This is a genomic window from Microvirga sp. GN3, assembly GCF_055792825.1.
This window is the reverse complement of record NZ_JBVVAK010000001.1, coordinates 57,845-79,538: the sequence shown is the minus strand read 5'-3', so window position 1 is coordinate 79,538 and position 21,694 is coordinate 57,845. Positions and strand designations below refer to the sequence as shown.

Annotated in this window: 17 protein-coding genes; 9 read left to right on the top strand and 8 right to left on the bottom strand. The window is 61.1% G+C overall.

Features of this window, described 5'->3' with window-relative positions; all coding sequences use genetic code 11:
- Positions 1-8: 8 nt before the first annotated feature.
- The 5 genes from kduD to ACS5Q1_RS00335 all read right to left on the bottom strand — a co-directional run bounded on the left by kduD (position 9) and on the right by ACS5Q1_RS00335 (position 4,517).
- Positions 9-767 (bottom strand): 2-dehydro-3-deoxy-D-gluconate 5-dehydrogenase KduD, encoded by a 759-nt coding sequence (kduD, locus tag ACS5Q1_RS00355; RefSeq protein WP_473096331.1) that lies wholly within the window; start codon positions 765-767, stop codon positions 9-11.
- 10 nt (positions 768-777) lie between these two features.
- Positions 778-1,614: a 5-dehydro-4-deoxy-D-glucuronate isomerase gene (kduI, locus tag ACS5Q1_RS00350; protein ID WP_473096330.1), complete on the bottom strand. Its 837-nt coding sequence runs from the start codon at positions 1,612-1,614 to the stop codon at positions 778-780.
- 24 nt (positions 1,615-1,638) lie between these two features.
- Positions 1,639-2,919, bottom strand: a complete 1,281-nt coding sequence (locus tag ACS5Q1_RS00345) for a TRAP transporter large permease (protein WP_473096329.1) — start codon at positions 2,917-2,919, stop codon at positions 1,639-1,641.
- Positions 2,920-2,923: 4 nt separating this feature from the next.
- Positions 2,924-3,463: a TRAP transporter small permease gene (locus ACS5Q1_RS00340; RefSeq protein ID WP_473096328.1), complete on the bottom strand. Its 540-nt coding sequence runs from the start codon at positions 3,461-3,463 to the stop codon at positions 2,924-2,926.
- A 73-nt stretch (positions 3,464-3,536) separates the two neighbouring features.
- A complete protein-coding gene (locus ACS5Q1_RS00335) occupies positions 3,537-4,517 on the bottom strand; it encodes a TRAP transporter substrate-binding protein (protein WP_473096327.1) in 981 nt (326 codons plus the stop codon).
- Between the two features lie 190 nt (positions 4,518-4,707).
- Here ACS5Q1_RS00335 and ACS5Q1_RS00330 point away from each other — a divergent pair, with 190 nt between their 5' ends.
- The gene (locus ACS5Q1_RS00330; RefSeq protein ID WP_473096326.1) at positions 4,708-5,388 is read left to right on the top strand and encodes a GntR family transcriptional regulator; all 681 of its coding nucleotides are present in this window, start codon (positions 4,708-4,710) and stop codon (positions 5,386-5,388) included.
- Positions 5,389-5,403: 15 nt separating this feature from the next.
- On the opposite strand, the gene ACS5Q1_RS00325 is transcribed toward ACS5Q1_RS00330, so the two are convergent.
- Positions 5,404-5,859 (bottom strand): Lrp/AsnC family transcriptional regulator, encoded by a 456-nt coding sequence (locus ACS5Q1_RS00325; RefSeq protein ID WP_473096325.1) that lies wholly within the window; start codon positions 5,857-5,859, stop codon positions 5,404-5,406.
- Between the two features lie 449 nt (positions 5,860-6,308).
- Here ACS5Q1_RS00325 and ACS5Q1_RS00320 point away from each other — a divergent pair, with 449 nt between their 5' ends.
- The 4 genes from ACS5Q1_RS00320 to ACS5Q1_RS00305 are packed head-to-tail and all read left to right on the top strand — an operon-like array spanning position 6,309 to position 10,632.
- On the top strand, positions 6,309-7,181 hold the full coding sequence (locus ACS5Q1_RS00320) for a MetQ/NlpA family ABC transporter substrate-binding protein (protein ID WP_473096324.1): 873 nt from the start codon (positions 6,309-6,311) through the stop codon (positions 7,179-7,181).
- A 31-nt stretch (positions 7,182-7,212) separates the two neighbouring features.
- On the top strand, positions 7,213-8,613 hold the full coding sequence (locus ACS5Q1_RS00315; protein ID WP_473096323.1) for an LLM class flavin-dependent oxidoreductase: 1,401 nt from the start codon (positions 7,213-7,215) through the stop codon (positions 8,611-8,613).
- Positions 8,614-8,647: 34 nt separating this feature from the next.
- Positions 8,648-9,961 carry an acyl-CoA dehydrogenase family protein gene (locus ACS5Q1_RS00310; protein ID WP_473096322.1) on the top strand — a complete coding sequence of 438 codons (1,314 nt, stop codon included), beginning with the start codon at positions 8,648-8,650 and terminating at the stop codon, positions 9,959-9,961.
- 17 nt (positions 9,962-9,978) lie between these two features.
- Complete coding sequence (locus ACS5Q1_RS00305; RefSeq protein ID WP_473096321.1) at positions 9,979-10,632, top strand: methionine ABC transporter permease; 654 nt, start codon at positions 9,979-9,981, stop codon at positions 10,630-10,632.
- Positions 10,633-10,681: 49 nt separating this feature from the next.
- On the opposite strand, the gene ACS5Q1_RS00300 is transcribed toward ACS5Q1_RS00305, so the two are convergent.
- Positions 10,682-14,983 (bottom strand): translocation/assembly module TamB domain-containing protein, encoded by a 4,302-nt coding sequence (locus tag ACS5Q1_RS00300; protein WP_473096320.1) that lies wholly within the window; start codon positions 14,981-14,983, stop codon positions 10,682-10,684.
- Positions 14,983-16,962: an autotransporter assembly complex protein TamA gene (locus ACS5Q1_RS00295; RefSeq protein WP_473096319.1), complete on the bottom strand. Its 1,980-nt coding sequence runs from the start codon at positions 16,960-16,962 to the stop codon at positions 14,983-14,985. Before ACS5Q1_RS00295 ends, ACS5Q1_RS00300 begins: the two co-directional genes overlap by 1 nt.
- A 640-nt stretch (positions 16,963-17,602) precedes the next feature.
- On the opposite strand from ACS5Q1_RS00295, the gene coxB reads away from it, so the two are divergent.
- From coxB to ACS5Q1_RS00275, 4 genes are read left to right on the top strand one after another with little or no spacing between them, the layout of a single operon-like run.
- Positions 17,603-18,409 (top strand): cytochrome c oxidase subunit II, encoded by an 807-nt coding sequence (gene coxB / locus ACS5Q1_RS00290; protein WP_203443163.1) that lies wholly within the window; start codon positions 17,603-17,605, stop codon positions 18,407-18,409.
- A 60-nt stretch (positions 18,410-18,469) separates the two neighbouring features.
- Positions 18,470-20,251, top strand: coding sequence for a cytochrome c oxidase subunit I (gene ctaD, locus ACS5Q1_RS00285; protein ID WP_473096318.1), 1,782 nt, complete (start codon positions 18,470-18,472; stop codon positions 20,249-20,251).
- On the top strand, positions 20,244-20,948 hold the full coding sequence (locus tag ACS5Q1_RS00280; RefSeq protein ID WP_473096317.1) for a cytochrome c oxidase subunit 3: 705 nt from the start codon (positions 20,244-20,246) through the stop codon (positions 20,946-20,948). Before ctaD ends, ACS5Q1_RS00280 begins: the two co-directional genes overlap by 8 nt.
- A gap of 14 nt (positions 20,949-20,962) precedes the next feature.
- The gene (locus tag ACS5Q1_RS00275) at positions 20,963-21,685 is read left to right on the top strand and encodes a heme-copper oxidase subunit III family protein (RefSeq protein WP_473096316.1); all 723 of its coding nucleotides are present in this window, start codon (positions 20,963-20,965) and stop codon (positions 21,683-21,685) included.
- Positions 21,686-21,694: the final 9 nt, after the last annotated feature.

The following is a 21,694-nucleotide window of genomic DNA, read 5'->3' as shown; positions in this document are numbered from 1 at the left end:
AGAAATTGTCAGCGGGCAAGCCAACCGCCATCCACCGGCAGAACGATGCCGTGGATGTAGTTTGCTGCAGATGATGCCAGGAAGACGGCAGCGCCACCGAGATCGGTCGGCTCGCCCCAGCGTCCTGCCGGAATCCTGCCCAAGATCTCGCTGCTCCGTTTCGGGTCGTTGCGGAGCGCCTCGGTGTTGTTGGTCACGAAGTAGCCGGGCGCGATGGCGTTCACGTTGATGCCCTTGGCCGCCCATTCGCAGGCCAGCAGCCGTGTGAGGCCGGCTAGTCCGCTCTTGCTGGCTGTGTAGGACGGAATGCGGATGCCACCCTGGAAGGACAGGAGCGAGGCAATGTTGATGATCTTGCCGCCCCCCTCATCCGTCAACATCCTGCGCGCCACGGCCTGAGACAGGAAGAAGGTGGATTTGAGATTGACGTTCATCACGTCGTCCCAATCCTGCTCCGTGAAGTCGATGGCATCGGCACGGCGGATGATCCCGGCATTGTTGACCAGAATGTCGATGCGCCCGCAGGCCGATATGGCCTCAGCGACGATGCGCTCGATGGGCTCGAGACTCGACAAATCGGCCTGGACAGGGTGAAAGCGAGCACCGGCCTCGCGGCACAGCCGCTCTGTTTCATCCATGCTTGAGCGGCCAACACCGACAACGGAGGCTCCGGCTTGCGCCAATGCCCCAGCGATTGCCTGGCCGAGCCCGGTGTTGGCCCCAGTGACGACCGCATTCTTGCCGGTCAGATCGAACGAGAACGTCATTCCTGGCTCCTCACCGCAATGCATCCATAGGCACTATGTCCATGTCGGTGAAATCCTGATTGTCGCCACCCATGGCCCAGACGAACGTGTAATTGCTGGTTCCGACGCCGGAATGGATGGACCACCCGGGGGACAGGATCGCCTGCTCGTTGGCGACGACGAGGTGCTTCGTCTCGTTGGGCTCGCCCATAAAATGGAACACACGCGTGTCGGGCTGCATGTCGAAATAGACATAGACCTCCGAGCGGCGGTCATGCACGTGCGCCGGCATGGTATTCCACATGCTGCCGGGCTTGAGCTGCGTCATGCCGAGGACGAGCTGGGCCGAGCGGCACACCTCCGGATGGATCATCTGGAAGATCGTGCGGACATTCCCGTTCGCGGCATCACCCAGATCGACACGCCGGGCACGGTCAAGACCGATCTTCACCGTCTCGAAACGGGCATGAGCCGGCGTACTGACGAGATAGAATTTTGCCGGGGTATCTGCATCGCGGCTCTCGAACCGGACCTCCTTCGTGCCCATGGCCACATAAAGAGCATCGCGCGGCCCGAGATTATGGACATCGCCATCGGTGTGAACGCGCCCCGGGCCGCCGAGATTAACGACGCCGAGTTCGCGGCGGTCCAGAAAATTGGGCGAGCCAATCTGCTTGTGCGACTCCAGTTTGATCGCTCTCGAAGTTGGAGTCGCACCGCCGACTACCAGTCGGTCGATATGACTGTAGGTCAGCTTAACCTCACCGGGAACGAAGAGGCTCTCGATCAGAAAGTGACGGCGCAATTCGGCCGTGCTGAAATGGCGGACGGCTTCCGGATGGCATACCTGCCGGATGTCGATGGTCATGGGTGCCTCTTTGAACGGGAACGATCAACGGAACAGGGCCGGAAGCCAGAGCGACAGGCCGGGAATGTATGTGACGAGCAGCAGCACCATGATGCTTGCGCCCAGGAACGGCCAGATCGTCTTCATGGCTTCGCCGATGGTGATTTTGCCGACCGCGCAGCCAACGAAGAGCACCGAACCCACCGGCGGGGTGTTGAGGCCGATGCCGGCGTTGAGGATCAGGATCACGCCGAAATGCACGGGATCGATGCCGAAGGCCTTGATCACCGGCAGGAAGATCGGCGTGCAGATGATGATCATCGGCGCCATGTCCATGAAGGTGCCGAGCACCAGCAGGATGATGTTGATAAGCAGGAGGACGACGATGGGATTGTCCGACACCGTCTTCATGAGAGCGATGGTGGCCTGTGGCACCTGCAGGAAGGCCATGAGCCAGCCGAAGGCACTGGCGGTGCCGATGACGAGGAGAACCATCGCCGTGGTACGCACGGCGCCGAGGGTCGCCTCGACAAAGCTTTCCCAGTTCATCTCGCGATAGACAAAGAGTGTGACCAGAAGGGCGTAGACGACGGCGATGCACGAGCTCTCGGTTGCCGTGAACACGCCCGAGCGGACGCCCCCGAAGATGATGAAGATGAGCAGGATGCCCGGTATCGCCGAGACGAAGAAATAGGCCAGCATCCGGAAGCCCGGGAACGGATCGGCGGGATAGCCGCGCCGCACAGCCACCACATAGGCCGTGATCATCAAGGCCGCGGCCAGCAGAAAGCCGGGAATGATGCCCGCGGTGAACAGATCCGCCACCGAGATCGTGCCGCCGGCTGCGATCGAATAGATGATCATGTTGTGGGACGGCGGGATGAGCAGCGCGATGATCGCGGCGTTCACCGTCACGTTGACGCTGTAATCCTTAGCATAGCCCCGCTTTTCCATCTGCGGGATCATGATGCCGCCGATGGCGGAGGCATCCGCGATGGCGGAGCCAGAGATGCCACCGAAGAGCGTAGAGGCGACCACGTTCACCTGCCCCAGGCCGCCGCGCAGGTGTCCGACGAAACCGGCGGCAAGGCGGATCAGCCGGTCGGCGATGCCGCCGCGCATCATCAGGTCGCCGGCATAGATGAAGAACGGGATCGCCATCATGGCAAAGGCGTTCATGCCGGAATTGAGCTGCTGGAACACCACAATCGGCGGCAGCTGCATGTAAAGAACGGTGGCCAGCGATGCGATCCCAAGGCAGAACGCAACCGGCGTGCCGATGATGAGCAGGAGCGTGAAGACGCCGAAGAGAACCCAGATCTCCATGACATCAATCCTTCACGGCAACGAGATGAGGCTCGTCCACGCGCACCATCGGGACATCTTCGCCAACGAGCAGCAGGCGAACGAGCTTTTCAAGGGAAAAGAGAGCAATCAGAACACCGCCCACGGCGAGAGGCACGTAGTCGAACCCCTGCGGGATCGGCATACCCGGCATCAGCGCGGACCAGGTTTCGACCGCCAGGGATGTGCCATACCACGCCATGGCACCGCCGAAGATCATTACCAGCACCTCCGTGACGGCGAGCATGATCTGGCGCAGGCCCTGCGGCGCATAGTGGAGGGCGATCTCGAAGCCGAGATGATTGCCGTCGCGCACGCCTACGGCGGAACCCAATAGGATGAACCAGCTCATGAGGAGCAGGGAGGCGGGCTCGGTCCAGCTCGGCGTTTGGTTCAGCACGTAGCGACCGAACACCTGCCAGCCAACGAAGACGGTCATAAGAATGAGGCCGATCCCGGCAGTCCACAGAGCCAATCGATTGACGACGGCGAGAATGCGGGATAGCGCGGCAAGTTCAGCGCGCATCGGTAAAGGTCTCCAGTGAGGCAAGAGACGGACCGGCTGGAGCTGATCCGGTAGCATATTGCCGTCGCGCGGCTCAGTCCATCGCCTGGATGCGGGAGACGAGCTCCTTCACCTTCGCATCCTTGGCGTATTTCTCGTAGACAGGCTTCATCGCATCGATGAAGGGCTGCTTGTCGACATTGTTGATCTGATTGTTGTTCGCGCGGATCTTCTTCTCGGCATCCTTCTCGCGCGCCTCCCAGAGCTCGCGCATCTTCGCGACGGATTCCTTCGCCGTTTCGCGCACAGCCTTCTGGTCTTCGGGCGACATCTTGTCGAAACTCTTCTTCGACATCACCAGCACTTCCGGCGACATGGAATGCTCGGTCAGCGAATAGAATTTCGCCACCTCGAAGTGACGGAAAGAATCGTAGCTCGGCCAGTTGTTTTCGGCCCCATCCACCACGCCGGTCTGCAGTGCTGAATAGACCTCGCCCGGAGGCATCGGCGTCGCGTTGGCGCCGAGCGCATTCACCATGTCGAGGAAGAGATCGGACTGGATCACGCGTACCTTTATGCCCTTAAGATCGGCGGGCGTGTTGATGGCGCGCTTGGAATTGTAGAAGGAGCGCGCACCCGAATCGTAGAAGGCAAGCGCCACGAGCCCGTGCGGCTCGAAGGACTTCAGGATCTGATCGCCGACCGGACCATCCATGGTCTTGCGCATATGGTCGACCGACCGGAAGATAAAGGGCAGCGAAGGAACCAGGGTTTCAGGAATGAGATTGTTGAACGGCCCCATATTGATGCGGTTCAGGTCGATCACGCCGAAGCGGGTCTGTTCGATCGTGTCCTTTTCCTGGCCGAGCTGGGCCGAATGGAAAACCTGGATCTTGTATCGGCCATTCGTCTTCTTCTCGAGTAGAGAACCGAAATACTTGACCGCCTCGACGGTCGGGTATCCATCCGGATGGATATCGGCGGAGCGCAGGGTCGTCTGCGCCCCTGCCGTGCCGCTCATGAGCGCTGCCCAAAGACCGAGGGTAGCAGCCGCGAAAGTTCTTTTCGTCAACATCGTTGTCCTCCTAGGCTTCCTCTGATGTTCTGTTGTTTCCCCGGCTTTGTGCCGGTTTATCCTTCACCCTCGGCGCATCGGCTGCGCCAAAGGCGAGACCAAGTTTTGCCCTCGCGGCTTAACTGGTCGACTCTTGTATGGTAGTATGCACTTATATATAACGCAACCCGTCGAAAGAATGAGATCTGTTGTGAACACGCCCTTCCCTGTCGGCCATGGCTCTGCGGCTCTGCGCATCGAGAACGAGTTGCGCCGCCTGATCATTGCTTTGGAACTTCCACCCGGGAGCCGCCTGTCCGAGCAGGACATCGCCGAGCGCCACGGGGTCTCGCGGCAACCCGTACGAGAAGCCTTGATTGGCCTGGCACGCACGCGTCTGGTTGAAATCCAGCCCCAGCGAGGCACTACGGTCGTCAAGATCTCAGTGAGGAAGATGATGGAAGCCCGGTTCGTCCGGGAAGCCATCGAGACGGCGGTCGTGCGCCGCGCCTGCTCATCGTTCGATCAGCAGAGCCGGGAGCGGATCAACGATCTTCTGGAGATGCAGGATCAGGCGGCCCGCAAGGACGACCATACAGCCTTCCAGCGCTATGATGAGCTGTTCCACATCGCCCTTGCCGAAGGCGCCGGCTGCCCGCTTGCATGGGAAGCGGTCCAGGACATCAAGGCCCATATGGACCGGGTGTGCCAGCTCACCCTGCCCGGGCCGGAGGCGATGCTGCCATTGATCGATCAGCATCGTGCCATCATGGCTGCTATCGATGCGCGCGACGAGGAAGCCGCCGCGGAGGCCATGCGCCGGCACCTCACCGAAATCCTGCGCGCTTTACCACGGGTCGAGGCCGAGCATCCGGAACTGTTCAGCTCCTGAGCACACCGTAGAAGCTTAGGACTTCAGGACGAATGCAGTCGTCGACTTGATCCGCTCCATGGCAAACCGCGACGTGACGTTCTTGAGCGGGATCGCCTTGACGAGTTGCTTATAGAACAGGTCGTAGGCCGCCATATCGGGCACGACAACACGCAGGATGTAGTCCACGTCGCCGGCCATCCGATAGATTTCCATGACCTCGGGGATCGTCGTGACAAAATCCGCGAACCGCTGCATCCAGGCCTCGGAATGGTCATAGGCCTCGACCGCCACGAAGGCCGTCAGGCTCAAGCCCACCTTTTCCGGATCCACAAGAGCCACGCGCCTTTTGATGACCCCGGACGCCTCCAGCCGCTGGATCCGCTTCCAGCAGGGCGTCTGAGACAGGTTCACCCGTTGGGCGAGCTCCGCCACGGAGATGCTCGCATCCTCCTGCAGAAACCCCAAGATCTTGGCATCGATTGCATCCATCGGCAGATCCGCATTGCGTTCGCTAATCCCTTTATGTTCTTTATAACGAACATGGTCAAGAGGCCGATGCTATCGGCCGATCATCCTCAGCGTCTCCAGTATTCCTAAGCTTAGGCATTAGCCCGGAATTAGCTTGAATTTTGCATGCCGAACAGCGCGTCGAAAATTTTTCGCCCTACATCGGACCACGAAGAGAAGTTTCTTCCTTCCCTCCATGTTCTAAAAAAAGAACATCCTAATTGACCGGGACCGATGCCCTGGGCACCATTCCTCAAGTCTCCGAGATGCGAATTGAGGTGGCGTCTTCTGATGAAGACCCGCGGCAGGACATGCAGCGGCACCCACAAGCGAAACTCATGACGCGTCCGGCTGAACGCTTCCGACAAGTGTTCGGCTCATCGGGAGACAAGGGTGCAATTCGTTTTTCTTCTGAACCAAGGTCCTGTCCCATGCTGATGAAATCATTGACCACCTGGCACCGTCGCCGGTCGAACACGAAATTTTTCCCGGTCCTGGCGCTCCTTGCCGCATCCACATGGGCAATGACCTCCGGCTCCGCACAGGCGGAAGGCCCTTTGAGAGTCGGTATCAATTCCGGCCTTTCGGCCGATGCCGTTCATCAGGCTGCGAAAGAAGCGAAGGAGCAAGGCCTCGACGTGAAGGTGATCGAGTTCACGGATTGGGTCACGCCCAATGCCGCGCTCGCCAACAAGGACATCGACGTCAACTACTTCCAGCACATCCCCTTCCTTGAGGATGCAAAGAAAGCGCGAGGCTATGACTTCGTGTCCATCGGCGTCGGCACGATGTCGAAGGTCGGTCTCTACTCGAAGAAGTACAAGAGCGTCGCGGATCTGCCCAACGGTGCGAAGGTTTCCATAGCCAACGATCCCGTCAATGGCGGCAGAGGCCTCGTTCTTCTCGACCGCATTGGCCTGATCAAGCTGAAGGAAGGCCTGGACTACAAGGCCACCGTTGCCGACATCGTCTCGAATCCGAAGAACATCAAGATTACCGAGCTCGTCGCCCAGCAATTGCCGACAGCCCTCGACGACGTGGATCTGGGACAGGGCTATCCTGCGGCTCTCAAGCAATATGGCGTCGACCCGAACTCGGCCCTGATCTTCGATGATGTGCAAAAGCGCTTCGCCATTCAGTGGGTGGTCCGTCCTGCCGACGCGAAGGATCCAAGGATCAACAAGTTCGTCGCCATCTACCAGAACTCGCCCGAGGTCAAAGCCATCCTCAAGAAGCATTTCGGCGACATGACCGTTCCTGCGTGGGAGCCCGCGCAAGCGTCCGCGACCAATCCAACGAACTGAGCATCAGCTGACGATCAAGCCGGGTGAGACAATGACCAAGAAGATCAACATCTACGCCTTCGACATGAACTGCGTGGACCACATCAATCACGGAATGTGGACCCACCCGCGCGATCAGTCTCCGTCCTATACAAGCCTCGATTATTGGGTGAACCTCGCGAAGATCGCCGAGCGCGGCAAGCTCGATGGCATCTTCCTCGCCGATATCGTCGGCGTCTACGATGTCTACAAGGGCGGGCCGGAGGCGGCCATCACAGCAGGCGCTCAGGTTCCCGTCAACGACCCGATGCTTGTCGTACCGGCCATGGCCTATGCGACGAAGCATCTGGGCTTCGGCGTGACCGTGAACACCACATACGAACAGCCCTATCTTCATGCCCGCCGCATGTCGACGCTCGATCATCTCACGAAGGGCCGGATCGGCTGGAACATCGTTACCGGCTATCTCGACAGCGCGGCCCGTGGCATGGGTCTTCCCGAGCAGCTCGATCACGACCACCGCTATGACATCGCGGACGATTACCTCGATGTGCTCTACAAGCTCTGGGAAGGCAGCTGGGATGACGATGCCGTCATCAACGACCGCGCCAGGGGTATCTATGCGCAGCCAGAAAAGGTCCGTGCCATCAAGCATAATGGACCGTACTATCAGATCGACGCCATCCACTTAAGCGAGCCATCGCCGCAGCGCACACCCGTGCTGTATCAGGCGGGCTCATCGACACGCGGACGGGAGTTTGCCGCGAAGCATGCGGAATGCGTGTTTACAGGCGGCCCGAACCCGATCGTCGCGCGCGACATCATCGCCGATATCCGCGCCCGGGCGGCAAGCTTCGGCCGCGATCCTTATGACGTGAAGGTCTTCGTCGGCATGAGCCTTGTGGTCGGGCGGACGGAGAAGGAGGCGCAGGACAAGCTCGAGGAATACCGGCGTCACGCCAGCGTGGACGGCGCCCTCGCCCACTTCTCGAGCTCGTCCGGCGTGGACTTCTCGAAATACGATCTCGACGAACCGATCCAGTACGAGAAGAACAATGCCAACAACTCGACCCTGGAGGCGATCACCACCCGCAGTGCCGGCACGGTCTGGACCGTTCGCAAGCTGATCGACCAGATGATTCTGGGAAGTCGCCAGAAGCCTTTCGTCGGCACGCCGGAGCAGATTGCTGACCACATCGCTTCATGGGTCAATGACGCGGACATCGATGGCATCAACTTACCTCGCACAATAGCGCCCGAAAGCCTCGCGGACTTTGTCGATCTGGTCGTTCCCGTGCTTCAGGAGAGAGGCCTGTTCAAAGCCGATTATTCAGAGGGCACGTTGCGCGAAAAGCTGTTCGGCGGAGGCCGGAGCCGACTTCCCGCCGCGCATTGGGGCGCTCGCTATCGTCCCGGCACAGACCAGACCGTTCCCGCTAAGGAAGTCGCTTGATCGCCCTCATTTTCCGACCCGAATGGAAATAACAATGTCTGCCGCCACGAGTCTTTTCCCGACGGATCCGCGTGCCGAATCCAGCAACACGCTGCATCGGTTCGCGTCTACGCCTGTCTCCTATGAGGGACTGGCAGAGCGCTTCCGGCCTATCTTCAAGAAGATTGCTGAAGGCGCTGTTGCTCGCGAGCAGTCGCGCACCCTGGCCGTCGAGCCTGTGGCATGGCTGCGTGAGGCCGGTTTCGGCGCTCTGCGCATCCCGCAAGTTTATGGCGGACTTGGCGCCAGCCTGCCTCAAACATTCCGACTTCTCATCGAGTTAGCTGAGGCGGACTCGAACCTGCCGCAGATCTTCCGCGCGCATTTCGCATTCGTCGAAGAGAGGCTCAACAGCAAGGAAGAAGCCGATCGCGAGCGCTGGTTCCCCCTGATCGTCGACGGCGCGATCTTCGGCGCAGCCATGGCCGAGAAGACGGAGGGCACGGAGACGACAGTGACCCTCACGAAGGAGAACGACCGTTGGCTTCTCGACGGCTATAAATTCTATAGCACCGGGACGATCTATGCGAACTGGATCGTTGCCGTCGCCCTGGAGGGAGCGGAATATGTTTCCCTCGTCCTTCCTACCACGGCTCCGGGTGTCGTCGTCGAAGACAATTGGGACGGATTCGGACAGCGCCTGACAGGTAGCGGCACGACGCGATTCAATAGGGTCGAGATCAGGGCGGATCAGATTCTGCGCCGGCTCTCCGTCGAACAACCTCCCAAGACGTCCTACATCATCGCCTATTATCAGCAGTTCCATCTCGCCGCTCTCGCGGGCATCGCGCGGGCGGTTCTGAAGGATGCAATCGCATTTACGCAAACCAAGACGCGGACATTCGGGGTGCCCGGCAAGTCCAGTCCGCGTCATGATCCTCTAGTGCAGAGTGTCATCGGTCGTCTTGCCAGCCTCTCTTTCACAGTGGATTCGCTGGTTGAAAGTGTCTCTGCATCCATCCAGGAGGCTTATGAGGTCTCTATCAAAGGCGAGGATGCAGCCGATTTCATCACAACGGCGAACATCAAGGCCTATCAGGCGCAGCAGATCGTGATCGAGCAGGTGTTGGAGGCCACCACGCTGCTCTTCGAGATCGGCGGTGCATCCGCCGTGAGCGAGACGCGTCGTCTCGACCGCTACTGGCGCAACGCGCGCACGCTCGCTTCGCACAACCCCGCTGTTCACCGCGCGCGTGCCATCGGCGATTACTGGCTCAACGGTACGCCGCCGGTCGGCGTCCTCCAGGCCGTGATCCAGAGCGAAGCGCAGGCGAAGAACGCCGCCGAAGCGTCGGCACGAAATTCATAACCAGGGGATCGTCAGACATGCCCACAAACTTTCTTCCCATGTTCTGGGATGCCTTCCTCGAGAGCCTGATCATGGTCGGCACGGCGGGTCTCTTCGCTTTCGCCGCCGGAATTCCGTTGGCCGTTGTTCTCGTCACCACAAGTATCGGAGGCATCTATGAGATGCCCCGCCTCAACCGGGTGCTGGGCAGCATCGTCAATGGCTTCCGCTCAACGCCGTTCATCATTCTGCTGGTCGCCCTCATTCCCTTCACGCGCCTGATTGTCGGCACATCAATCGGGCTTTGGGCCGCCGTCGTGCCATTGAGCATCGCGGCAACGCCGTTCTTCGCCCGCATCGCCGAAGTCAGCCTGCGAGAGGTGGATCATGGCCTGATCGAGGCGGCTCAGGCCATGGGAGCGAGTCGCTGGCAGATCATCGTCCATGTGCTTCTGCCTGAAGCCCTGCCGGGGATCATCCGGGGCTTCACCATCACGCTGGTGTCGATGATCGGCTCGTCGGCCATGGCCGGTGCCGTGGGCGCCGGCGGACTGGGCGATCTCGCCATGCGCTACGGCTATCAGCGCTTCGATACCAGCGTGATGATCAGCGTCATCGCCGTCCTGATCGTCATCGTCACGGTTGTTCAGTCCACGGGCGACCTCATCGCCAGCCGGTTCGACAAGCGTTAGAAAAGGAAGAGGGACGGCATAACCGTCTCTCCTGTTCCGACTGAGAGCCCTAGTATTCCAGCTCGAATCCCAACCCGACGGAGCTGCCACCCTCGGCATTGATCTCCCCCTGGGCCTTCAGGCGCCGAGTCAGATCAATATCGACCGTCACGCCGCTCTCCTCGGGCAGAGCACCGGCTTTCACACCGACGCGCACATTGTCGCTGATGTAACGTGAGACACCCACCCCCGGCCCACCACCAGCACCGACGGTGATGTCGAGGCTGTCGACGCCGAGAGAGCGGCGCAACTGCTCAAACGCATCGTTGCCGGAACCGCCGGAGAGCTGCGCAACAGCCTGCGCGAGCTGCAGCGCCTGCCCCGCAGACAATCCGCCTGACGGCCTCTGGAACAGGATACGGGACAGGACCTCGTCCTGAGGCAGATTCGGTTCGGAACTGAAGGTGAATTGAGGGCTCGAGGCCGGGCCCGTCACGCCGATGCGTGCGGTGACGTCCCCTGACTGTGTTTCGGCCAGGAAGTCGAGCGAAGGCGTGAGATCGCCGGTAAAATCCAGACGTCCCCGCACGAATTCGAGCCTCTTACCCAAAAGATCGAAGCGGCCGCGCCTGAGCTCGAAGGCGCCGATGGCGATGGGATCCTGCGTCGTGCCCTGGAGCCGCAGATCGCCACCGAGTTCGGCGTTGATGCCGCGCCCTCGCACGAAGATCCGGTTCTGCGCCGTCACTGTCAGATCAAGTTCCGCTCGGAACGGAGTGCCTCTCGCGGAAGCGGATTGCCGCCGCTGCGCCAGAGCAAGCCGCGCCGCAGCGGTCGGCGTCGGCCGCACATGCCGGGTTCCCGGGAGCGGCCTTAAGGTGGTCGGCAGTCGGTCGGGCACGGAGACGTTCATCGAGATGATGTTGACGCTGCCCGCAGCGCGCGGCCTGCTCAAAAGTGGCCCCGATATAGTCAGATCCAGATCGGCGGTTGCGTCAACGGTCTCGTTGGAGACGAGCTGGGCGCGGCTGCCCGTGATGCGGATATCGCCGGGCAGTCCCGCAGCAGGATTGATCGTTACTTGCCCTCGGGCAGCGAGAGAGCCACCGCTCGGCGTCTGCGCGGTGAGGCTCTCAATGGTGAGCACCTGCCCGCGCGCAACGAACCGCCCTGCAATCCCGTTCAGCTGGACGCCCTGCAAAGAGTCGACGAAGCTTCCATTGGCAAGAGTAACCGTGCCTTCGATGCGTGGATTGGAAAACGTGCCAGCAATTGACAGATCGAGATTGGCAGCTCCTGTCACACGTCGACCAGATGCGGACAGGAGGGAATTGGCAATCGCAAGATCGGTGCGCCCCGACACCCTGAGTGCAAGCTCCTCGGCCGGGCTGAGAGGAACGCTTCCGGACACTTGCAAGGTTCCGCCACGTCCGATCGCAATCCGCGCATCGATGCCGGCCCGCTGATCAGCAAGGCGCCCCTGCGCCTCGATGTTAAGCGGCGGCAAGCCCGCTTGGCGCGTCTCTGCCGTGGCAAAGCCTGATACGTCGATGCGATAGTTTCCAGTCGGGCTTGCCATCGTTCCACCGATGGAGGCATTTCCGTTGACCGTGCCGGCAAGGCCGAGATTCGGCACCACGATATCGGCAACCTGAAGCGGCAGGCTGCGGACATCCACAGTGAGGTCGAGCCTGTCGGAAATCGTGCCGTTGACAGTGACCCGCCCCTGATCCGCTGCGATCACGAAGTTTGATAAGGTAACCGCACCGCTCTGCAGCGTGATGGCTGCAGGTTGTGCGAGAGCCAGGCGCCTGCTGCCGCGGCGTGCCGTGAAGCTCGCAAGCTCGATCCGCGTCGCATCGCCCGGCACGAGGCGGCCCTGCGCGTCGAGATTGAATCCCTGTCCGACGGCGGATGCGGTAAATTGTGAGGCAGAAGGCGTGCCGTCGGCCACGAAGCGCACGGTTCTATAAGTCTGGCCGCCAGCCGTCAGGGCGTCGGCGGAGACGTTGCCGTCGATGATGGGACGGCGGTAGAGATCCTGGATGCTCAACCTTGCATCAAAGTCTCTCACCGACGTGCCCGCCACGGCAAAGCGCGTGCCTCGTGCCGTAATCGTGGCATTCTGACCACCACCGCTCGCATCGAGCGAGATAACGGCATCGAGCGAACCATCGAGCTTCGTCAGCACGAGCGGAGACAGGTCGTCGAAGTTGCTGCCGGAGAGGGAGATCTCGCCCTGCGCTAACTGATCAGAGCCCAGGCGAAGATTTCCATTGAGGGCCACCGAGCCGATATCGATATCGAGCCGGTCCAGGAGCCACCCGCCTTCCGGCGGCTTCGCCAGATGAAGGGAGCCCGTTGCAGGCTTGCCGTCGACCTGTCCGTCGAGAGTGAGAGCGGCATCGAGCGCACCCGTCACGTCCTTTGCGTCGACGCTGACCGCAAGGCTTGGAATGGAACGGTTCAGGGCGCGCACGTCGGTGAGCGTTGCAACGCCTCTCACGTCCGGCCTTTCGAGAGAGCCACCGAGACGAGCCATGACATTCGCCCGGCCGGCGGTCACCCGCGGATCCACATGCCTCAGTTCGTCGATGGTGATGTCGAGCCCAAGATCAGCCGCGGATTGCGTAGCCCGCCCATCGACGCGGGCATCGAGATGGGCGCCGTCGACACGAAGATTTTCGAAGGCGAAACCATTGGGGATGCGCCGCACCGTTCCCGCCGCAGTGACCGTGCGCCCCAGAAGACCGTCTGCAGCCGGCATCCCGGTCAAGAGGTCCCGAAATCGGGCATCGATGGCTGCCGCCATGTCGTATCGGCGGGGATTGCCTGACAATCGTGCCGTCAGATTTGCGGAACCCTGCATCGGTCGGCCTGCGATGCCAGAAAAGGATGCCAGTGCCGGGATGTTGGCATCGAGCGTGCCATCGAGGACGGTGCCACCGACCTGTCCGGTGAAACCTGCCCGCGCCGTGGCGGTCTCGATGCGCGCCGTTTCGACATTGGCGACGCCGTCCAGACCGAAAGATCCGCGCGAGGTGATCGCGAGCGTCGGGCCGATCGCCCGGGCGAGCGCCCGGTCGGCAGGTCTGATCCCTCCAGCGTTGGCGTCGATGGCAAAGGAGAACTGGCTGGGTGGCGATGGACCGTCGACCGGGTTCATGGTCACGCGGGCGGTCAGCGTATCGAGCGCGCCCTGAGGCAGCCTGATCTCGGCAGCATCGAGCACCCCGTTGATGCGTGGTGCCGTCAGCGGACCTTGCACCGTTCCGTCGAAATTGAACCGGGCGATCTCCGCCTCCCCTGCGCGGGTTTTCGCACCGTCGGTCGGCAGGGCGCGGGCGTTGAGCGTCAGATCGAGAACCTGGCCGGAGCTGACGGTTCCGGTCATGTCGAAGCGCGCGACATTCGATGTGATGCGCACCGGCTGGAAGCGCAGGCTGCTGTCGTCGCCGACGGTCACGTTGCCGACGAGCTGGGTAGTCCCGCTGAAGACCGGAGCGGCCGGCGCGGGCAGCAATCCGTCGATGCGGGCCGCAAGATCCAGGTTCACATCGTAGGCGGCCGTAGCGCGCCTGACGGTCGCCGTCCCTGCAGCCCCGATCGTCGGCCCGGCGGAAAAGTCGAGCCGGGCGGCGAAGTCGCTCATGGGCCCCTGACCGGCCAGTTTCAGGTCGACGGGCGGAAGTCCGGGCAGATCCATCAGCCGGGCGGCGATGCCGCCGGCGGGCTCCTGATGCGTGAGGTCGAGGGCGAGACGGTTCGTCTGCGGCACATAGGTGAGATCGATCGAGAGCTGACCGGGAGCATCGAGACGCTGCGCCTGGAAATTCAGATCGAGGCCTTCGGACGGATTGCCGAGTTGGGCGGAACCTGCCGCGGAGAGCCGCGCCTGCGTGCCGAGCACCGGCTGACCGAGGGTGAGTTCCTGCAGAGCGAAGCGATCCACGATCACCCGCACCGGCAACTCGGGCAGGATCGGCGCGTCGGAAACAGGTGCATCCTCTTCAGCTGGCAGCGGCCGGCGCGAAATCTGCAGACGGTCGATGGTGAGCTCATCAACCTGAAGCCGTCCGGTCAGCAGCGCCGTACGGCTCCAGACCAGGCGGGCACGATCGAGGTTGAGCCACACGCCATCCCGGTCGGCGATGCGGATGTCCCGAATGACCGCATTCGAGGAAAGCGCCCCCTCGATGCTGCCGATGGTGACGCGCGTGGTCGGCGTCGACAGAAGCCGCGAGATCAGGCTGGCCAGAACACCCTGGTCGCTCTGCGCCTGGCTCGGGCGGCCCGTAGCCAGCCACAATGCTGCAAACGCCAGCGTGATGATGATCGAGACAAAGGCGAGGGAGCGGATTGGCTTGTTCATCAGAAGGCCTGCCCGATTCCGACGTAGATGGCATAAGAGGGGTCGCCGGGTCCCGGATTGACCGGGATCGCGACATCCAGGCGGATGGGGCCGATGGCCGTGTAGTAGCGCAGGCCCAGGCCCGCGGCGACGCGGATGTCCTCATCGAAATCCGGGAAGCTCGACTCGAAGGCCGTTCCGGCGTCCACGAAGGGCACAATGCCGATGGTATTGGTGATCTTGATGCGGGCCTCGAGCGAGGCTTCGAGCAGGCTCCGCCCGCCAATCGGTTCGCCGAGGAATGTCGGCCCGAGCGTCCGGTAGCGGTAGCCGCGCACCGAACCGCCGCCGCCGGCGTAGAAACGCCGATTGGCCGGGATCTCATCCAGATCCGCACCGACAATCGAACCCAGACCAATGCGGCCGGCGAGGATGTAGCGGGCCTCTTCGTCGAGCGAGTAATACGCCGAGGCCGTTCCCTTCGCGATGGTGATCGGCACCGACGAGCCGAGGAATTCCGGGTAAGGCGCGACTGAGGCAATCACCCGAATGCCTTCCGTGGGATTGAGCGGATTGTCGGTCGAGTCGTAGCTCAGGGAGAAAGGCAGGCCGACAAGCGTGTAATCGATCTGCCCGAGAATGTCCGTCGCCTGCCCCTTCTCGTATTCAATTCCGCCCTGGATCGAGAACTTTTCGCTGAAGCGGTGGCGGATGCCGGTGGTCGCGTTGACGAGCCGGCTCGTATAGCCTTCCGTCCGGTCGCGTTCGACGAGACCGTCGATCAGCCAATCGTTACGGGTTCCCCAGAGAGCAGGCTTGAGGAAGCTCGCACGGAACCGCCCCCCGAGATTGTCCCAGGTGAGATCCTGATTCCGGTCGGGGTCGCCGCCATCCTCGGTGAGATAAAAGATGCTGCCCTCGAACCGCAGCCGCTCGGCGCCGCCAAACAGGTTCCGATGCGCCCAATAGGCCCGTACGGCCGGTCCGTCGGTCGTCGAATATTGAACCGAGGCGCCGATGACCCGCTGCGGGCGTTCGGTCAGCTCCACGAACAGAGGCAGGTTGCCATAGGCGTCCAAAGCCTCGCCTTCGCGAATGCGCACAGATGACAGCGCCTCGATCTGAGAGATCGACTTGCGCATGGAGGCGAGTTCCGCGGGCGAATAGGGATCGCCCGGCTCCGTGTAGATGAAGGAGCGCACCACGGCCGGATCGACATTCTCCGCCCCCTGGATCGATATCGCCCCGATCCCCGCCCGAGGACCGGGATCGACGGCAAGGCTCACGTCCATCACTTGCGCCGGATGAACCACCACAGGATCCTGTCGCCGGACTTTGGCGAAAGGACGTGACTGGGACCGGAAATAATCGACGATCCGCGCTTCCGCGGCGACGATGTCGGCGGAACGTGCCGGGTCTCCAGGCTTGATCTGCACGACCCGGGGCGGGAGCTCGCCCGGCGAGAAGGGACGGCCTGTCCTCGCATCCAGAACGGCAATATCCCGCAAGGCAAATTGCGGACCTGGATCCGCGATGATCTGAATCGGCACGAGCGCACGCGCGAGGTAGCCTGAGGCTGCTCGGGTTGCAGCATCCGTGCGGGGAGCCTGCAGCATCATCGGAACGCCGGCGACATTGATCGTGACACGGGCGTTGTAGTATCCGGCGCCCCAGAGCGCATCGATCAGACGAGGCAGATCGGCTTGTGCCCGGCTGGCCAGAGCCGCCGCATCGGGCGGTGGATCCGATTGCAGGCTTTGAAGGGTCGAGGCGTCCTTCAGAACCTGCTTCAGGTCGCTGCTGTCCGCACCTACCACGATGTCGAGGGAATAAGGCAGGGCCTGCGGGCTTGGAGGCGGCGGCGCATCGCCTCCCCCGCGAAGCCAGCCGAAGAGATCGAGTGCGACGGCAGGCGCAATCGGCAGTCCACTGAGCAGAACGCCTACAAGAACGGGGAACGCGACCCGTCGTTTGTTACTCAGCCACCGCAATTGAGGCACGATCTCCCTGATGAAGACGGACCAGTAATCTCTTGGTCACACAGCAGACCCCGCCCGGCCAATGCGCCGGGGTTCGGATCAGCTCAGTTTATCGAGAGGCACCTAATCACAGTTTCCCCAACGGCAAAACCCTGGCCGTTCGAATTTGGGTTGATAGTTGATGAAAGATCACACGTGGCATCAAGGAAAATATACTTCAATAGACTCTGTTTAATCGCTCAATCAAATGCCATTCCGACAGTGTTTTTACCAGCAAGCCAATAACATTCTATCTTGCCGCAAAGCCAATTCGACCGACGATTGCTCGACTTCGATAAATGTGGCGGAAGTGAGGACTAACTGTGACCAGGAGGAGAGCGACGTTCATCTTTGTCGACCACGAGCCCGATTTACCGACAGGAGCCGATGGCCAAGGCTCATTGACCAACCGGTCGGCCCGGTGTAATTTTTTAATTTAGCTATTGGCTTATTCCGAAGTTGCTCCGATGTAGAGCGACCAATATCAAGCCAATGTTGCTTATAATTTTGTTTTGGTTGAGTCCTCTTGTAGAGTTTCCCGACCAAAAACATTGTAATGGCGTACAAGAGTTATTGCCTTCTGCTTCAAATCCGAGGCCTCTAACGGCAAGGATGGTGAGGAATGGCTGTAGCGCTCATATTGGTTCTGGTCGCCGTCGGCTCGGTCGTATTCCACCTCGTGAGCCCTTGGTGGTGGACTCCGATTGCCTCGAACTGGCGCTATATCGACAGCACGATCATCATCACCTTCTGGATCACCGGTGCCGTCTTCGTCGCCATCGTTCTCTTCATGGCCTATTGCGTCTATAGGTTCCGCCATCAGGCCGGCCGACAGGCCCATTACGAGCCTGAGAACAAAAAGCTCGAATGGTGGCTGACCGTCGTCACCGGCATCGGCGTAGCCGCCATGCTGGCGCCCGGGCTGTTCGTCTGGCAGCAGTTCATCACCGTTCCGGAAGATGCGACCGACATCGAGATTTTCGGGCAGCAATGGCAGTGGAGCTTCCGCCTGCCCGGAGCGGATGGTCAATTGGCTACCTCGGGCGCGCATCTGATCAGTCCCGATAATCCCCTCGGGCTGAACAAGGACGATCCGAAATCGCAGGACGATGTCGTCATCGAAGGTGGGGAATTGCATCTGCCGGTCGGCAAGTCGGTCAAGGTGCTCCTGCGCTCGGTCGACGTCCTTCATAATTTCTATGTGCCGGAGTTGCGAGCCAAGATGGACCTGGTCCCGGGTCAGGTTTCCTATATCTGGTTCACGCCGACACGAACGGGGACGTTCGACATCCTCTGCGCGGAACTCTGCGGCGTCGGTCACTCGCAGATGCGCGGGAAGCTCGTAGTTCAAGAGCAGAGCGAATATCAGGCTTGGCTGCAGGATCAGGTCGCGCGCAGCTTCGCGCGCCTTGCACCCGCGGCCAACTGAAGAGGCGGTTGCGCCTCATGAGACGGAGAAGGAACGGAATACACCGAGGAGAGCTTTCTGATGGTCGATGTGCCGCTTGGTCCGGCCGGAGCCGTTGCACCGGCCGATGTTGAAGATGTCGAGCTCTATCATCCTCATAGCTGGGTGACGAAGTACGTCTTCAGCCAGGATGCGAAGTTCATTGCGATCCAGTATTCGTTCGTCGCTCTCTCGGTGGGACTGGTCGCCCTCGTGCTGTCATGGCTGATGCGGTTGCAGCTCGGCTTCCCCGGCGCCTTTTCCTTCATCGATGTCAATGCCTATTACCAGTTCATCACCATGCACGGCATGATGATGGTGGTCTACGTGCTCACCGCCTTGTTCCTGGGAGGTTTCGGCAATTACCTCATTCCCCTGATGGTCGGCGCGCGCGACATGGTCTTTCCCTATGTCAACATGCTGAGTTTCTGGGTCTATCTGCTGGCCGTCCTGGTTCTCATCGCGAGCTTCTTCGCGCCGGGTGGCCCCACGGGAGCCGGTTGGACGCTGTATCCGCCGCAGGCCATTCTCTCAGGCACGCCGGGAGGACAGGAATGGGGCATCATCCTGATGCTCGCTTCCCTGATGATCTTCATCATCGGCTTCACCATGGGCGGCCTGAATTACGTGGTGACGGTTCTGCAGGCGCGCGCGCGCGGCATGACGCTGATGCGCATGCCGCTGACCGTCTGGGGCATCTTCACCGCGAGCTTCATGGCTTTGCTGGCCTTTCCGGCCCTGTTCGTCGGCGCCGTGATGATGCTGTTCGACCGGATTTTCGGAACCAGCTTCTTCATGCCGGCCATCGTCGAGATGGGCCAACCGCTCGATCGCAACGGCGGCAGCCCCCTTCTCTTCCAGCACCTGTTCTGGTTCTTCGGGCATCCGGAGGTCTATATCGTCGCCCTGCCCGCCTTCGGCATCGTCTCGGACCTGATCAGCACCCATGCACGGCGCAACATCTTCGGCTACCGCATGATGGTCTGGGCACTGCTCGCCATCGGGGCCTTAAGCTTCGTCGTCTGGGCGCACCACATGTATGTGAGCGGCATGAATCCCTATTTCGGGTTCTTCTTCGCCACGACCACGCTGATCATCGCCGTGCCGACGGCGATCAAGGTTTACAACTGGATCCTCACGCTGTGGCGCGGCAACATCCACCTCACCGTTCCGATGCTCTTTGCCCTCGCCTTCATCGTCACCTTCGTGAACGGGGGCCTCACGGGCCTGTTCCTCGGCAATGTGGTGGTGGACGTTCCCCTCTCGGATACGATGTTCGTCGTGGCCCATTTCCACATGGTCATGGGCGTGGCTCCGATCCTCGTGATCTTTGGCGCGATCTATCACTGGTATCCGAAGGTGACCGGGCGCATGCTGAACGACACGCTCGGAAAGCTCCATTTCTGGGTCACGTTCCTCGGCGCCTATGCGATCTTCTTCCCCATGCATTATCTGGGGCTGATGGGGATTCCACGGCGGTATTACGACATCGCCGACATGTCCTTCGTTCCGCCATCGGCTCACACGCTCAATGCCTTCATCACCATCGCGGCCCTGATCGTCGGCGCGACCCAGTTGGTCTTCGTCTTCAATCTCTTCTGGAGCCTGCGCTACGGCAGGCCGTCCGGCGGCAATCCCTGGCGGGCGACCACACTGGAATGGCAGACACCCGAGACGCCACCGCCCCATGGCAACTGGGGGAAGGACCTGCCGGTCGTCTATCGCTGGGCTTACGATTACAGCGTGCCCGGAGCCGATCAGGATTTTCTGCCGCAGAACCAGTCCGGAATCGCACGCACAGTGCCGGGATCGTCCCATGGGTAGCATCCTCCTGTTCCTGAGTGTGCTGGCCGTCATCGGCGCCTGGTGGCTCTCACGGCAGGGGCTGGCATCCAAGCCCTGGCTGGAACAGGGAACGGCAAGCGCTCTGCCGGAAGGAAATATCACGCCAACTCCTCCGTCCAAGATCGGATTGAACGTCTTTCTCGCCGTGGTCGGATCGTTGTTTGCGCTCTTCATCAGCGCCTACGCGATGCGGATGCAATTGCCCGACTGGCGCACAGTGCCAGTGCCGACCATCCTGTGGCTCAACACCGTGATGCTTGCCTTGAGCTGCGTTGCCCTGCACGGAGCAAAACGTGCCGCTGCGCGTGGAGAAATGCCTGAACTGAGGCTAGGTCTGCTCGCAGCAGGAATATCCGCGCTGGCGTTTCTCTCAGGTCAACTTCTGGCCTGGCGGCAGCTGAGCAACGAAGGCTATCTTCTGGCGACCAATCCGGCGAATGCCTTCTTCTATGTCCTGACCGGCATGCACGGCCTTCATCTGCTCGGCGGATTGGTGGCGCTGGGCAGGACTGCCGAAAAGGCATGGCGCGAAACGGTCGCGGAGCGTTTGCGACTGTCCGTGGACCTCTGCGCCACATACTGGCACTTCCTGCTCCTGGTCTGGCTTGTCTTCCTCAGCGTGCTGACGGGTTGGGCTGGTGAATTCGTGGATATCTGTCGGCAGTTGCTGACATAGGAGGAGTTCTGCGCATGGCGGAACAAATTCTGACGGATTTACGAACGGCTCATACCGAGCCCTCGGGCCTGCGCAGCGTCGCGGCCGACTTCTCCTCGGACCGGCAGGCCTTCAGGAGCGTGTCCTGGGGCAAGGCCATGATGTGGATCTTCCTGCTGAGCGACACCTTCGTCTTCAGCTGCTTTCTGATCTCCTACATGACCGCGCGCATGTCCACGACCGTGCCGTGGCCCAATCCGAGCGAAGTCTTCGCGCTCACCATCGGCGGCACGTCTCTTCCCCTGATCCTGATCGCGATCATGACCTTCGTGCTGATCAGCAGCAGTGGTACGATGGCAATGGCGGTGAATTTCGGCTACCGCCGGGACCGTAAGAAAACCGCCATCCTGATGCTGGTGACGGCGCTGCTCGGCGCCACCTTCGTCGGCATGCAGGCCTTCGAGTGGACCAAGCTGATCCATGAGGGCGTCCGCCCCTGGGCCAATCCCTGGGGCGCGGCCCAGTTTGGCTCGTCCTTCTTCATGATCACGGGCTTTCACGGCACCCATGTGAGCTTCGGCGTGCTGTTCCTTCTCATCATCGCCCGGAAGGTCTGGCGCGGCGATTACGATCACGCGCGAAAAGGCTTCTTCACGAGCCGCAAGGGCAATTACGAATCCGTCGAGATCATGGGACTCTACTGGCACTTCGTCGATCTGGTCTGGGTCTTCATCTTCGCCTTCTTCTACCTTTGGTGAGAGACACGT

What these genes read in the sequence shown, in the direction of transcription:
- coxB (WP_203443163.1), top strand. Translation starts at nt 17,603, where the DNA reads ATGGCTGTAGCGCTCATATTGGTTCTGGTCGCCGTCGGCTCGGTCGTA.
- ACS5Q1_RS00310 (WP_473096322.1), top strand. Translation starts at nt 8,648, where the DNA reads ATGTCTGCCGCCACGAGTCTTTTCCCGACGGATCCGCGTGCCGAATCC.
- ACS5Q1_RS00315 (WP_473096323.1), top strand. Translation starts at nt 7,213, where the DNA reads ATGACCAAGAAGATCAACATCTACGCCTTCGACATGAACTGCGTGGAC.
- ACS5Q1_RS00345 (WP_473096329.1), bottom strand. Translation starts at nt 2,919, where the DNA reads ATGGAGATCTGGGTTCTCTTCGGCGTCTTCACGCTCCTGCTCATCATC.
- ACS5Q1_RS00305 (WP_473096321.1), top strand. Translation starts at nt 9,979, where the DNA reads ATGCCCACAAACTTTCTTCCCATGTTCTGGGATGCCTTCCTCGAGAGC.
- ACS5Q1_RS00300 (WP_473096320.1), bottom strand. Translation starts at nt 14,983, where the DNA reads ATGAACAAGCCAATCCGCTCCCTCGCCTTTGTCTCGATCATCATCACG.
- ACS5Q1_RS00335 (WP_473096327.1), bottom strand. Translation starts at nt 4,517, where the DNA reads ATGTTGACGAAAAGAACTTTCGCGGCTGCTACCCTCGGTCTTTGGGCA.
- kduI (WP_473096330.1), bottom strand. Translation starts at nt 1,614, where the DNA reads ATGACCATCGACATCCGGCAGGTATGCCATCCGGAAGCCGTCCGCCAT.
- ctaD (WP_473096318.1), top strand. Translation starts at nt 18,470, where the DNA reads ATGGTCGATGTGCCGCTTGGTCCGGCCGGAGCCGTTGCACCGGCCGAT.
- ACS5Q1_RS00320 (WP_473096324.1), top strand. Translation starts at nt 6,309, where the DNA reads ATGCTGATGAAATCATTGACCACCTGGCACCGTCGCCGGTCGAACACG.
- ACS5Q1_RS00280 (WP_473096317.1), top strand. Translation starts at nt 20,244, where the DNA reads ATGGGTAGCATCCTCCTGTTCCTGAGTGTGCTGGCCGTCATCGGCGCC.
- ACS5Q1_RS00275 (WP_473096316.1), top strand. Translation starts at nt 20,963, where the DNA reads ATGGCGGAACAAATTCTGACGGATTTACGAACGGCTCATACCGAGCCC.
- kduD (WP_473096331.1), bottom strand. Translation starts at nt 767, where the DNA reads ATGACGTTCTCGTTCGATCTGACCGGCAAGAATGCGGTCGTCACTGGG.
- ACS5Q1_RS00340 (WP_473096328.1), bottom strand. Translation starts at nt 3,463, where the DNA reads ATGCGCGCTGAACTTGCCGCGCTATCCCGCATTCTCGCCGTCGTCAAT.
- ACS5Q1_RS00325 (WP_473096325.1), bottom strand. Translation starts at nt 5,859, where the DNA reads ATGGATGCAATCGATGCCAAGATCTTGGGGTTTCTGCAGGAGGATGCG.